This window comes from Polaromonas sp. (assembly GCF_029945925.1).
Taxonomy (GTDB): domain Bacteria; phylum Pseudomonadota; class Gammaproteobacteria; order Burkholderiales; family Burkholderiaceae_C; genus Polaromonas.
In genome coordinates, this window is the sequence record NZ_JAQSDN010000016.1 from 49,483 (window position 1) to 61,660 (window position 12,178).

The window sequence follows — 12,178 nt, forward strand, 5'->3', positions numbered from 1 at the left end:
AGCTGCTGGAATTCTGACCCCGTCCGGTAAGCTGACAAAGGCTTATCGCTAAGGGCGAGCTCTCTGGAGCTTTAGAGCTGCTCTAAAGCAATTGGCGTCTTTTGCAGGTCAAGGTGACAGGACTGTCGGCCTTGGCGTCGTGCCTTGGCCGCTCAAAGCTGCCCCCCACAGAAATATTCCGCAACCAAAAGGCGAATATTTTCGACAAATTTGAACGGGGTTGCTACAGTCCGATATGGCAATCCTAGATGAACTTTCGAGCGTGGTGAAACGTCAGCGCACCGATATGGGCCTCAGCCAAGAACGCCTCGCCGACCTAGCTGGGCTCTCGCGCGCCACGATCAACGAACTCGAAACAGGCAGACTGACAAACCTAAGCCTTACCCGCGCTGAGCGCCTGGCGAACACGCTGGGTTTTGGACTGGGTGTGACCGGGGTCCGCAGGACAAAGTCGGACGGTGTCACTGCCAGCGCGTTGGAAACGGCCGCCCGCTCTGGCAGCATCAGCTACAGCGAAACGATTCCGCCAGAAACGCTGCGTCACACGCTGACCACTGGTGTGATCCCGCCCAATTACATCCCCCAGTTGCGTGCTCTCCTCGACGAAGCGCCTCTGACGGTGCTCTCGGCTGCAGTGGCGCAGATAGAGCTGGAAAACGACGTGCCTCGCAAGGCAACCTGGCAAAGGATGCGTCAACTGGCCACGGCCACCGCTTGTACGCGAGGCATTTGGTCGTAACCCTATCCGATTTGTATATTTTGGCTGACTGCGGCAAGCCAGATGAGTGCTCTTGCGCTTTCCGAATTGCTGTATGAAAATAAGGGGTATCCGCTTAGCTCCATTAGGCCATTTCAGTGGACTCTTCAGCGGGCATGACGATGTCGGCATAGGTCACCGGATCGGTGACGACGGCCTGCTGCATCAGCCTGTAGAACAGCATCCCGCGGGAGCTGGAGGTGCGGCGGTTGAAGCGAAAGACGAATTCGTCCAGGTAGGCATCCAGGTGTTCGGGCTGGACCGAGCCGTGATGGGTGCCCAGAATCCAGCGCTTGATCAGTGAGGCCACCCGATGCACGCCGGCCATGGAGACATGCGCAGGTACATCCGAGCCCAGCATGACGTTGCGCTGATGCTCATAGCCCAACTCCGGCAGCGATCGGTAAGCGGCCGAGCCATCGGTTTTGAGGGTCGAGCCCGTCTCGATACAGGCCTGAACGAAAGGCACGATGAACTCCTCGGAGTCCTTGTCGATGCGGCGCAGACGAATCCGCCCGAACCCCTTGGGCTGCAGTATTTCCACCGCCAGCACGATCAGCACTTTGCTGGTGCTGCTCTTGCGCCCCACTGGAGAAATGGGCTGTTTGCGGTCCGTGATGGCCAAGTAGGTCTCGTCCACTTCGACCACACCTTTGAGGCGATGACGGTCGGGCCGGACCATCGCCCGGCGAAACCGGTGCAGCATGGTCCAGGCGGTCTGGTAGCTGCCCAAGCCGAGCACTCGCTGCAGGCCTAAAGCGCTGACGCCTTGCTTCTGATTGGTTACGTACCAGGCGGCGGCCAGCCAGACTTTCAAAGGTGTGCGGGTCTTGTCAAAGATGGTGCCGGCAGTCACGGTGCTTTGGTGCCCGCAATCCTTGCATAACAACCGGCCTCGGCTGGCGCGCGATGGCGGCGACATCGCGCCGCAGCTCGGACAGACAAACCCTTGCGGCCAGCGCAGGCGCTCCAGATAGGTAAGACAGGCATCTTCGGATGAGAACCAGTCAAGGAACTCAATCCAGGTGCGCGGATAGTCTTGGTCGGGAACGAGCATAATAACTGGGTATTTATCCAGTATATCTTGATTCGCTGGAGCTAAGCGGATACCCCTTATGAAAATACAGCTAAGGTGTCGAGGCCTCCAACGGCTCCTTCTTTGATTCATGGGGCCAGGAGTTCAGCATGAGCAAGAACAGCAAGCAGACCTCGCCAAACGTTGCTTCCGTCGCCGGCAAGGCGTTAGGCAGCTCGTCATCCAGCGCAGTCCAAAAGTCACTGGCCGGCTCCGCACTACGTCAGTCTGGCAGTTCAGCCCAGACCGGTGCCCAGACTGAGGGTCGGGCATCCCGGGCCTTGGACAATCCCAACTCAGCGCCGGTGACCAAAACTTTGGCCGGAAGCGTTGTATCTCAGTCCAATCGCCAGCGATAGTCCGCGACATACAGCGGAGAGAGTCAAACTTTCCGGGACCTATGGCCACCGATCTCGTCATTTCCGTCGCGGAGGAACTGAGTGCAGACGACCTGGAACAAGTGCGGGCCACCCTCTCCAACTTGGCTCCAGTCCTGATAGACCGCCTTAAGGCTCACAAAGCGGAACAGGTGCAAAACCTGGTTCGCATCTTGGTCGGTGCGGCGGCGCCAAAAACCATGGACCTTCGACGCGCGCGGATGAATGTCAAGGCAATCAAGGCCATCTATCGTGGTACGGAGTGGCTCTCTGCAGCCGAGGTTGGTACATCGCGCGGAAAGTTCGCTGGACGTACTCCAGTGAAGCCGGCGGCAACTGTAACCCGCTGGAGGCGCGGGGGCGAGGTTTTCGCCGTCAGGTATGAGGGGAAGAATCGGTACCCAAGATACGCCTTTGGGTCTGACTGGCGGCCGGTGCCGGCAATCCGGATGGTGCTTAAGCTGTTCCCCAGAATCGATCCGTGGCGGCTGGCCGCCTGGTTTGAAAGCTCTTCATCCTATCTTGGCGGTAAAAAGCCTCGCGAGATCATCCAACAGGGCGGAGATCAGGAGGTGATCGCCGCCGCGCAGGACTATCACGTTCAGATGTTTCGTTGACAGTCGCCCTTCCCCGGAAATTGCCATGCCGCTACCGCCTTCTAACTTCATCGAAGACCTACAGGATCCTGAGCTCGCACCGATGCTTTCACCCGCACGCTACATTGGCCTGTTGGAAATGGACGTCGAAACCCTCGCTCGAAATGCACGGGTATCTGTGAGCGCAATCACTAAAACCCCAGGCGCTACCGCCATCCAAAGCCATCTGAGGGACAACCTTCGTGTCATCAAAGCCGCTTATGAGACATCCGGTGGCGACCTGGCGAAAGCACTGCGCTGGTTTCGAGCGGAGTCACTTCCAGCATTCGGCCAACGGACCGCGGAACAAGCGGTGTCAGCAGGCCGGGCAGATGACGTTATCCGCCTGATTGATTCTCTTCATGGTGGCGCTGCAGGCTAGCCCATTTTTGAAGGCCAAGCACGCCCCTTCCAAATAAATATCATGCCCAACACACTCACAAAGCGAGTCGGCCTCAGTATCGGGAGGCATTTTGTCTCCCTTTCATGCATGCAGTTCATCCCCGAAAAACCCGACAAACCTCATGTGTTCTCGGGATTCGTCATGGCGATTGCCGACGAATGGTTTTACGTCACAGCCGGGCACATTTTGCGCGCAGTGCGCGCCGCTCTGACGAGCGGCTCAACCTTCGATATCTGGCGCTTGGGCGATCAGACGGCGGCTCGCGGTAAGTTCAATCACACCGCTGTCCCTTTCGACTTCAACTTAGAGAATTGGCTGGTGATCGAGGACGAGACGCTGGGCATCGACTATGCCGCAGTCCACCTGGGCACGTTCTACCGGTTGCAGCTTGAGGCGGGAAGCGTCGAAGCATTTGAAAAGGACGCCTGGAGCGATCACGTGGTGGCGTCAGATCACTGGGCGCTAGTTGGCATTCCTTCGGAGTCGGTATCGTATGACGGCAAGACCAATATCGGTGCCCGGTTCGTGTTGGCGCCGTTGATCAAGGCAGACGCTCCGGAGCAAGCTGGTAAGCGCGCTGAGAATCAGTTTTACGCTCGACTCGCCGAAGACTATGAAGGCGTTGTTAGGGACATTGACGGCATGAGCGGAGGGCCCGTTGTCAACCTTAAATATGGAGACGAAGCTGGGTGGCGGTATGGGCTGATCGGGGTCCAGAGCGCGTGGTACCCATCGATCCGCACGTTGGCGATTTGCCCTTTCTCTTCATTCGCTGTAGCACTGGAGCAAGCAGTATTGCCAGCCTTGGCTCGGTCAAATACTGCGGCCGAATAAAAAGTATGCTCTAGGGAACTAATAGACTAGGGTGAGTAGAACGCCATGACAGTTTTGTCTCAACACTCAGTTCAAATTTCTCGATCTGGGCTCCCTGCCCTTTTATTTTGCGCCGCTTGGACAGATCATGACGGTCAAACAATGGCTGAAGCGTGGCTTGCCTTGGCTGCCAGGAATAAGAATGGGCATTCTTCCTTTCGCCGGTTTGTCAGGGTGGCTCGAAAAGTTGATGAAATGGAACTCCTCGCCGTGATCCAAAAAGCGGCCGAGCAGGATATCTGGGCGCAAATAGAGGCAGGCGATGCATCTTGGCGTCCGGACAGTCTTAAGCTCGATGAACTAACGATGGATGCTGTTAGAACCTGGCGCAGCTTGGCGTCGGTTGAAAGCCTGAATCAAATAATCACTCAATCAAATTGTCCCGACGCCTCGGCAAGCGTAAGAGCATTGCCGCGAGGATTCCCTGGCCTGGATCAAATCGCAGAGGCTTATCCGAACATTAAGCCAGCCGCCCGTTAGGCCATAAGGTTTTTTAGGGCTGTTTGAATCCCCACCTACTCGGAACCATGATGGCTAAAGTATTCTTTTCTTATTCGCATGACGATGAGCAATTTCGCAACCAGCTTGAAAAGCATTTGAGCATGCTCCAGCACCAGGGCTTGATTGAACCTTGGCACGATAGACGTATTACCGCTGGTGCCGCAGTTGATGACGCCATCTCGAATGCCTTGGAAGAAGCTGACATCATTCTGCTGTTGGTCAGCGCAAGTTTCATAGCATCGGCGTACTGCTACTCTAGGGAAATGGAAAGAGCGATGCAGCGACACCGTGATGGAACAGCTGTGGTGATTCCCGTCATCGTGCGCATGTGCGATTGGCACCCTGCCCCATTCGGGAAGCTCTTAGCCGTCCCCAAGGATGGAAAAGCTATCGATCTCTGGGCCAATTTTGATGAGGCTTATACAGATGTTGCTCGGCAAATACGCACAGTTGTCGAGAAACGAGCTTTTCAGTCCCCTGCCAGCTCTTGTACTGTTCGGGATCATCGGGGAGAAGGCTCGCCATCGCCTGCCGTCCCGTCATCTGAACTACCGCGCTCCAGCAATCTGCGTCTAAAAAAGGAGTTCACAGATCATGATCGCGACCGATTTTTGAGTGAGAGTTTTGAATATCTAAGCCGCTTCTTTCAAGGCTCACTCAAGGAGTTGGCTGATCGAAATCCCGGCATCGAGGGCAAGTATCAACAGATCGATGCCACCAAATTCACTGCGACGATCTATCGAAATGGAAAAAAAATCAACGAGTGCGCCATAAACTTGGGTGGGGGCGGTTTTAGTCAGGGTGTGATAACGTTTTCCTACGATGCTTCAGCGCGGAGCAACAGCTTTAATGAATCCGTTTCGGTAGAAACTGACGATCAAGCCCTGTTCTTCAAACCCTTAGGTATGGACATACGCAACGCCAGAGAGTCCCACTTGTCTCAGGAAGGCGCTGCAGAGCTGTTCTGGGGCATGTTGATTGCCCAGCTCCAGAAATAACGAAGAAGGCTAGCCGTACTTGCGCAAAAGAGTCGGGCCAAACTGAAGAGACAACTGCGGGTCGTAAGAGAGATAGGTCTCGATCTTCTCGTAAATTGGCGCGAGTGGCAGCAACAGGCCTTCTCTTGGTACCGTAGTGCCTACCAGGCAAACCCTGGGAGGCCTGATATTGATCGATATGCAAGGGTCCTCACCTCGCAAGCGGGGCCCTGAAAGGGCATCCTGAAGGGGTACGCCAATGTCTCCGATAGCTGCTCGCCGAACGCCATACTGGTCTTCCAATATTCTGGTAACGCTCAGTACCAAGAGATCCTTGGCAGTGAATTCCCTTGCTACACGTGACCCCGGTTTTACGAGGTGATATGGGGGAAGAACTCGCAGTAACGCATGGAGCTCATCTCGTGAGTATCCCGTTACCACGCAAACGTCAGCCGCAGTTAATTTTCTGACCATGACGAATTAGGCTTGAAAAACAATCGCACACTTGTAATTTTATGTCATACTCCCTTCCCCCCTGCGCAAAAATGCCGCAGTGGTGCTGGGGAATGTCGCAGCTAAGCCACACGCGACAGCCGGATTAGGTAATTGGCAGCTAGCCCGCACAGCTGCAAAGCGTCGCAGTGCACTACAACCAAGCTCAGTGAGACGGGGGTCGTCTAAGCAGGGTGAGGAGAAGTCCTCTGTAGGCAGGTGACGTGATAGATGTGCCTATCCGACTCTGAGCGTCGAAACAGGCAAAAAAGAAACCACCGGACAGTCGTCGGGTGGTTTCGCTAAAACCTGCGCAAGCAGGCGATTACTAGGGTGCAAGTCTGCCACAGATGCAGTCAAAACCCAACCAATTGCTGCGCGGTTTCATCGAAATCACAACATCTTTCTTTATAGAAGGAGCCGCGCATGCATCGCGAATCACTGTCGTTGCCGACCCGGCGGCGCTATTCGAACCAAGCGGGTTCGAAGTTCCGGGAAATTGTCGAGGCTATCGCTCGGCTCCACGAACCCACCCCAACGCAACTGGAAAACCTGGAGCGCTCGTACGGCTCCACCGGACAACACTTAATGGAGTGTCCGGAATTGCGCGACCATATTGTGCTTGTTCACGGACAAGGCTCGCGGATGATTGGCACGCTGATCAGACCCAGCCGCTTGAGGGCCGAGGGCTACGACGTCGACGGCGTCGTCCGTCTACGTGCAGAGGCCTTTGCCGTGTATTCAGGGATCGGGGGACCGGGTCAGTTGATCGACGATGTTTTCCGGCCACTCGAGCGCTACGCGTTAAGGCACAGCTTGGACATCTTCAGGTGGGACCGTTGCGTCACCCTCACCTATGCCGATGGCATGAAGGTGGACATCACGCCAGTCATTGCCGATCCATTGTCCAGCCTGCCATTCGGGGAGACTCATGCGCGCGTCCCGGACCGCGATTTGCGCCGCTTCTCAGTAACGAATCCGATGGGCCTGGTGAACTCGTTCAATGAGACGGCTAAAGTTCATGCGGTATTTACTGACCAGATCGTTCTCGATAGCATCCAAGAAGCCAGAGCAAAGGCCGAGGTGGAACAGCTTCCCAATGCTGCTGACGTGCAAAACCGTTTGCTCAGTCAGCTTGTGCAATTGGTAAAGGTACACCGAAACGTGTCGTTTCCCGTCCCAGAAGGTGACGAGAAAAACTTCGCGCCAAAGTCGGTATTTATCACTGCGTTGGTCTCAACTGCCTACGCCGTGCGTGCACCGGTGCCGCATGCCAGTCAGCTTGACCTGATGCTCGATGTCGTCCAACACATGCCCACCTACCTGCGGCGAGAGCCATTGCCTGGCGGGGGCGAATATTGGACCTTAGCCAATCCCACGGCACCCGGCAACAACCTGGCTGGTGATATGAATACACCCGCACACCAGTCCGCCTTTTTGCAATGGCATGCACGGCTGGTTTCTCACTTGGAGCAAATCCTTGACTGCATCGAGGACCGTCAGGGCCTGGACAAGCTCCTGCCGCTTTTAGAGGACGCCTTTGGCTCCAGTGCCGCAACCGCAGTGCGGGAACTGGAACAGCCTCGGTCAATCCCCGGCGCGGCAGCTCGTACGATCCTGGTTGGCACTGCCATCGCCAGTACGGTGTCTCTACCCGCGCGCGCTCACAACTTCTATGGGAAGAAGTGATGCGGCCCGATCCGATTCCTACTTTGACACAGCGAGCGCTTGAGCTGCAGAGCCTCGGTCTCCCGGAAAGCCGTTTTGAGAGGCGAGGCGGCAAAGAGCTATGGTTTTACTTCCATGTGGCGCCTGGCCGGTTTGGCAGGCTCTATTCCTGCTTGCTCAAACTGTCACCTGACTCTCGTAAACCCGAGCTGTTTGTGGTCAAACCCGATCTGCATGAGTTGGCCGTCGGCGCGACTATTCCGCACATTTACCCGCACAAGGGCCGAGGCACGAAGCTGTGCCTATGGTGGCCTCGCGGTCGTGAATGGGTGCCCCAGATGTCGTTGCGCGACACGTATGTCCCGTGGGCTGCGGAATGGCTTTTTTTCTTCGAGGACTGGCTGTTGTCGGGCGAGTGGGCCGGCGGCGGGCAACATCCCAAGCCGAAGCGCTGGAGCAGATTGCATGCCGCGGAGGCCTTGGTATGAAACTTACATCACATTTCCAGACCTTCATGGCCGATGTTGTCGATTTGAACAAGACGCGCATCACGCTGTTGGAAGATTCTGTCGCCGCCATAAAAAAGGTCGTCAGCGCGCTTGAATGGGATCCTAAGATTATTTCGTACGAGTCCCAAGGTTCTTGGGCGCACAAGACCATCATTCGGCCTCTGCCCGACCGTGAGTTCGACGCCGATTTGCTGGTCGTGATAGAAGCGGTCAGCGGGTGGGATGCTGCCGACTATGTCGATGAGCTCTACAAAAAATTCTCTGCGCTGGAAACCTACAAGGACAAGGTTCGTCGCTATTCGCACTGCATCACCATTGAGTACGCTAAAGAACGCCGCATTGATCTCGCCCCCTGCATCAAAGGCCGCCTTTATCCAGACAAGTATGAGGTCTGCAACAGGACCACAAACGAATTTGAATCATCCAGTCCGATCGCGTATACCGACTGGGTAGTAGCTCGCAACGCGATTGCAGGCGGAAACGATCTGCGCAAGGCCACGCGCCTGGTGAAGTATTTGCGTGACATCAAGGGCAACTTCACCTGTCCCTCTTTTCTTCTCACCACCATTCTGGGTAACCAGATCTACGAAACCGACAAGGGTTCGTCCAACTTTGCGGATCTGCCAACCAGCCTAAAGACGTTGTTGGGGCGATTGGATGACTGGCTGCAGGCCAATTCAATCGCGCCCATCGTGCGCAACCCCGTCCTCTGGGATGAGGTGCAGAGCACCGGTTGGAATGAAACCAAATACTCCAACTTCCGAGACAAGATCAACTTGTACCGGGGTTGGATCGATGAGGCTTATGACGAGGAAGATCGCGAGGAGAGCATTGGCAAATGGCGCCGGGTCTTTGGCGATGATTTCGCGCCTCTCGATACGACCTCCACCGCACGCTCTGTCAGCGAAGCTGCATTGGTGACCTTCAAGGCCGAAGCAGACGCTTCGGGCGCTTTGGACCTGGTGGCCCTCGTCAAACAGTTCGGCCGCCGTATGGTGCCCAGTTCGCTCTCCAGGCTCCCTCATGTCCAACGCCCGAAATGGCGACCGGCCTCAGGTGTCTCTGTCGGCGTACGCGTCAGCGCAAGGACTTATCGCGGACGCTATGGGCCTGAGCTCGCAGCAGTGGCTTCAGCTGAGCCGGTGCTGCCAGGAAACTGGATTCGGTTTGATGCGACCAATGCAATGGGGGTAGCCCTTCCAGACGGTTATTTGGTGGAATGGCGGGTCACCAACACGGACAAGATTGCGGAAGCGGCCAAGCAACTGCGTGGCGACTTCTATACCTCAGACCACGATCATGCGCGCTGGGAGAACCTTCAGTACCGCGGCGTTCATTTCGTGGAGGCATTCGTTGTTCGCAAGAGCGATCAACGGATGGTCGGCCACTCGGCACCCTTTTTCGTGGTCATCGAGTAGGAAGCCGACGTGTCGCTCTTAACCCACCTTGAGCGGCTCGCCGGAGAGGCGCTGCTGCGCGGCAGCGGGCAATCTAGGAATCGGCAGTCTGCCCAAACGCTTGAAGAGCGCCTGGCAGAATATTTTGGCGACGAGATCACTGACGCCTTTGCCTATGGTTCGTCCATTCGGGGCACCAGTCTGCCGCGGTACTACAGCGAATCCATAGACATTGATTACATGGTTGTGTTCAAAAGCGATGGATGCACCCCTACCACCTACCTGAAGCGACTCCTTCAATTCGCCCAGGTTAACTATCCCCGATCCGTGGTGCGGCAGTCCACGCCGGCGGTGAGCATTCGCTTGGCCCATCTCACCTTCGAACTCGTACCTGCCCTTCCCGCTTTCCTGAGCGACTATAAGATTCCGACCTCGCAGGGTGCATGGATGGGCGCGAACCCACGTGGTCTGGAGAAAAAACTCGCTGGTCGCAATCAGGATTGCGGCGGAATGCTCAAGCCGGCCATTCGCTTGGCCAAGCTTTGGAATACCCACAGTGGTTATGTCTTTAACAGCTTCGACCTCGAGAGCCAGGCTGCGGCCCTGTACTACGTCGGAGCTCAGAACGTGCGAGACCACTTTCTGGTCATTCTCCGCAATCTCAGTCTGGGTTTTTTCTCCGAAGCGTCCGCCTGGCGGGTAGACGCCTTGCATCGTGCCCGCGCATTGTCCGCTGAAGCCATAAAGTTCGATTCGCAAGGCGACGTCAAACGAGCAATTCACACCATAAACAAGCTTTTCCCATGAATGGAGTCCCAATGACAACCCCAACGCCCCAACGCTCCGACCCTGTCGGAGATAAATACTACGGCGCTGTCACAAAAGCAGATACGGTATCCAACTGCCTTTTCTACCTCACCGCAGCCCTTTCCATAGCCGTGCTCTTCCTTGACAGGACTTCTTGGCCACCTCTGACGCGGATTGCGACGGGAGCTTTTGTCGTGGCGGTCATTGCCTTGTTTGTCATCGGATTGGGTACACGGCTTTACTGGACTCCTCGAGCAGAGAAGCAAAGGCGCCTCGACTTTTTTACGAGCGCGCTCGATGTGAGCATGACGCACCAGACAAGCGTGAAGTACTACAACAATGCGGAGACCGAGCCAATCAGGCGAATGGCTGCCCAATTGCTAGAAAACACGCACTTCACGAGCTCCATCGCGCTCAAAATGGCACCTTTTGAGCGAGCTCGCGCAGCGACATACGCGCTAATCTGGCTCATCTGCGTGCAGCTACCAGACGCCGATTTAGGCTTGATCGCTGCAGCAACGCAGGCCGTCTTCGCTGAACAGATATTTTCTCGCTGGGTTCGACTGGAGTGGATGCGATCGAGTTGCGAACGCATCTTTCAAGAGGTCCGTCAGTCGTTTTCCAGTGGGGGGACCAGCGACGACTTCCGTGCGACTACGCTGAACAGCTTTTCGAACTACGAAATGACCAAGGCAATCGCGGGCGTGACCCTCTCTTCCAAAATCTTCGATCGCGACAACGCCACCTTGTCAGCCGAATGGGAGTCGATCAAAAAGTCGATCGGAATCTGATCGCAACGGTTACGTTCCGGCGCAGCCACTGTGATTACTTTGGCGCAGGCTGCCCTACCTGCACCAGATTTTTAATCGGGGCGAAGGAGATAGTAATGGTAAGCAATTCAAAGCAAACCTCAACGCGTGTCGCATCTGTTGCGGGCAAGACTCTTCAAAGCAGCGGCGCGAGTTCCATTCAGAAGTCGCTTGCCGGCTCTGCATTACGCCAGGCTGGGTCATCGGCCCAAACTGGAGCAAAGACGGAGGATAAGGCTTCTCGCGCGCTTGACAACGCCAAGTCGGCATCCGTGACCAAAACACTGGCTGGCAGCGTGGTTTCTCAGTCCAACCGGAAGCGGTGAATTTCGAGGCGCTGGAACGCCTCCGCGTACAGGGTAGGGTTCAAAGCTAGCCCTCCATTTGAAGGATGCGTTTGGCTTATGGCTGTGTCACGATACAAACCGAAGCTGGCATCTCACGAAAATGCACTCCTTCGAAAATTAGTGTCTTTATAAAAACTTGGAAATTGCATGAAACTAACCATCACGTCGGTTCATGGCCGCGGCAAATTTAATGATGAATACGTCCTACTCAAAGCAATGTTTGATTGCAACATGAGCAGCTATATCCTGGCCGACACTACGTACGTAACTCCACAGACCATTTCCAACAAATCACGGAACATGCACTGGTTTTTAGGTCTGCCTTTAAAAACTGGTGAGCATGTGATTTTCTATACGAAATCCGGGACCTATAGCAGGACAACCAACCCCTCCGGGATGATTTTTCATCATGTGTACTGGGGGCTTCAGGCGGCCGTTTGGAACAACACGGGTGACTACGCACACTTGTTCGAGATAGCCGATCGCCAGGTGCTAAGGAAACTCTGCATAACTCGCTCATCTGTGTGCTTGAAGTAAGCCTCGTTTGAGAA

Annotated in this window: 13 protein-coding genes; 12 read left to right on the forward strand and 1 reads right to left on the reverse strand. The window is 55.6% G+C overall.

The window, feature by feature from the left end; genetic code table 11:
• The first annotated feature begins 235 nt into the window (after positions 1 to 235).
• Positions 236 to 739, forward strand: coding sequence for a helix-turn-helix transcriptional regulator (locus PSV40_RS04420; RefSeq protein ID WP_300534685.1), 504 nt, complete (start codon positions 236 to 238; stop codon positions 737 to 739).
• A gap of 103 nt (positions 740 to 842) precedes the next feature.
• Here the strand turns inward: PSV40_RS04420 and PSV40_RS04425 are convergent, their stop codons facing one another.
• Positions 843 to 1,814, reverse strand: coding sequence for an IS1595 family transposase (locus tag PSV40_RS04425; protein WP_300534688.1), 972 nt, complete (start codon positions 1,812 to 1,814; stop codon positions 843 to 845).
• A gap of 418 nt (positions 1,815 to 2,232) precedes the next feature.
• Here PSV40_RS04425 and PSV40_RS04430 point away from each other — a divergent pair, with 418 nt between their 5' ends.
• The 11 genes from PSV40_RS04430 to PSV40_RS04480 all read left to right on the forward strand — a co-directional run bounded on the left by PSV40_RS04430 (position 2,233) and on the right by PSV40_RS04480 (position 12,164).
• Complete coding sequence (locus PSV40_RS04430; protein ID WP_300534691.1) at positions 2,233 to 2,826, forward strand: hypothetical protein; 594 nt, start codon at positions 2,233 to 2,235, stop codon at positions 2,824 to 2,826.
• Positions 2,827 to 2,851: 25 nt separating this feature from the next.
• A complete protein-coding gene (locus PSV40_RS04435) occupies positions 2,852 to 3,226 on the forward strand; it encodes a DUF2384 domain-containing protein (protein WP_300534694.1) in 375 nt (124 codons plus the stop codon).
• 108 nt (positions 3,227 to 3,334) lie between these two features.
• Complete coding sequence (locus PSV40_RS04440) at positions 3,335 to 4,081, forward strand: hypothetical protein (protein WP_300534697.1); 747 nt, start codon at positions 3,335 to 3,337, stop codon at positions 4,079 to 4,081.
• 45 nt (positions 4,082 to 4,126) lie between these two features.
• Positions 4,127 to 4,600, forward strand: a complete 474-nt coding sequence (locus PSV40_RS04445; protein WP_300534699.1) for a hypothetical protein — start codon at positions 4,127 to 4,129, stop codon at positions 4,598 to 4,600.
• Positions 4,601 to 4,650: 50 nt separating this feature from the next.
• Positions 4,651 to 5,619: a toll/interleukin-1 receptor domain-containing protein gene (locus tag PSV40_RS04450; RefSeq protein WP_300534701.1), complete on the forward strand. Its 969-nt coding sequence runs from the start codon at positions 4,651 to 4,653 to the stop codon at positions 5,617 to 5,619.
• 897 nt (positions 5,620 to 6,516) lie between these two features.
• A complete protein-coding gene (locus PSV40_RS04455; protein WP_300534704.1) occupies positions 6,517 to 7,779 on the forward strand; it encodes a nucleotidyltransferase in 1,263 nt (420 codons plus the stop codon).
• The gene (locus PSV40_RS04460) at positions 7,779 to 8,246 is read left to right on the forward strand and encodes a hypothetical protein (RefSeq protein ID WP_300534706.1); all 468 of its coding nucleotides are present in this window, start codon (positions 7,779 to 7,781) and stop codon (positions 8,244 to 8,246) included. Before PSV40_RS04455 ends, PSV40_RS04460 begins: the two co-directional genes overlap by 1 nt.
• Positions 8,243 to 9,685 carry a cyclic GMP-AMP synthase DncV-like nucleotidyltransferase gene (locus tag PSV40_RS04465; protein ID WP_300534708.1) on the forward strand — a complete coding sequence of 481 codons (1,443 nt, stop codon included), beginning with the start codon at positions 8,243 to 8,245 and terminating at the stop codon, positions 9,683 to 9,685. Before PSV40_RS04460 ends, PSV40_RS04465 begins: the two co-directional genes overlap by 4 nt.
• A gap of 9 nt (positions 9,686 to 9,694) precedes the next feature.
• On the forward strand, positions 9,695 to 10,471 hold the full coding sequence (locus PSV40_RS04470; protein WP_300534710.1) for a hypothetical protein: 777 nt from the start codon (positions 9,695 to 9,697) through the stop codon (positions 10,469 to 10,471).
• An 11-nt stretch (positions 10,472 to 10,482) separates the two neighbouring features.
• Entirely contained in the window at positions 10,483 to 11,262 is a 780-nt protein-coding gene (locus tag PSV40_RS04475; protein ID WP_300534712.1) for a hypothetical protein, read from the forward strand.
• Positions 11,263 to 11,774: 512 nt separating this feature from the next.
• Complete coding sequence (locus PSV40_RS04480) at positions 11,775 to 12,164, forward strand: hypothetical protein (RefSeq protein WP_300534714.1); 390 nt, start codon at positions 11,775 to 11,777, stop codon at positions 12,162 to 12,164.
• The last annotated feature ends 14 nt before the right edge of the window (positions 12,165 to 12,178 follow it).

What these genes read in the sequence shown, in the direction of transcription:
- PSV40_RS04465 (WP_300534708.1), top strand. Translation starts at nt 8,243, where the DNA reads ATGAAACTTACATCACATTTCCAGACCTTCATGGCCGATGTTGTCGAT.
- PSV40_RS04455 (WP_300534704.1), top strand. Translation starts at nt 6,517, where the DNA reads ATGCATCGCGAATCACTGTCGTTGCCGACCCGGCGGCGCTATTCGAAC.
- PSV40_RS04440 (WP_300534697.1), top strand. Translation starts at nt 3,335, where the DNA reads ATGCAGTTCATCCCCGAAAAACCCGACAAACCTCATGTGTTCTCGGGA.
- PSV40_RS04460 (WP_300534706.1), top strand. Translation starts at nt 7,779, where the DNA reads ATGCGGCCCGATCCGATTCCTACTTTGACACAGCGAGCGCTTGAGCTG.
- PSV40_RS04480 (WP_300534714.1), top strand. Translation starts at nt 11,775, where the DNA reads ATGAAACTAACCATCACGTCGGTTCATGGCCGCGGCAAATTTAATGAT.
- PSV40_RS04475 (WP_300534712.1), top strand. Translation starts at nt 10,483, where the DNA reads ATGACAACCCCAACGCCCCAACGCTCCGACCCTGTCGGAGATAAATAC.
- PSV40_RS04425 (WP_300534688.1), bottom strand. Translation starts at nt 1,814, where the DNA reads ATGCTCGTTCCCGACCAAGACTATCCGCGCACCTGGATTGAGTTCCTT.
- PSV40_RS04430 (WP_300534691.1), top strand. Translation starts at nt 2,233, where the DNA reads ATGGCCACCGATCTCGTCATTTCCGTCGCGGAGGAACTGAGTGCAGAC.
- PSV40_RS04435 (WP_300534694.1), top strand. Translation starts at nt 2,852, where the DNA reads ATGCCGCTACCGCCTTCTAACTTCATCGAAGACCTACAGGATCCTGAG.
- PSV40_RS04450 (WP_300534701.1), top strand. Translation starts at nt 4,651, where the DNA reads ATGGCTAAAGTATTCTTTTCTTATTCGCATGACGATGAGCAATTTCGC.
- PSV40_RS04445 (WP_300534699.1), top strand. Translation starts at nt 4,127, where the DNA reads ATGACAGTTTTGTCTCAACACTCAGTTCAAATTTCTCGATCTGGGCTC.
- PSV40_RS04420 (WP_300534685.1), top strand. Translation starts at nt 236, where the DNA reads ATGGCAATCCTAGATGAACTTTCGAGCGTGGTGAAACGTCAGCGCACC.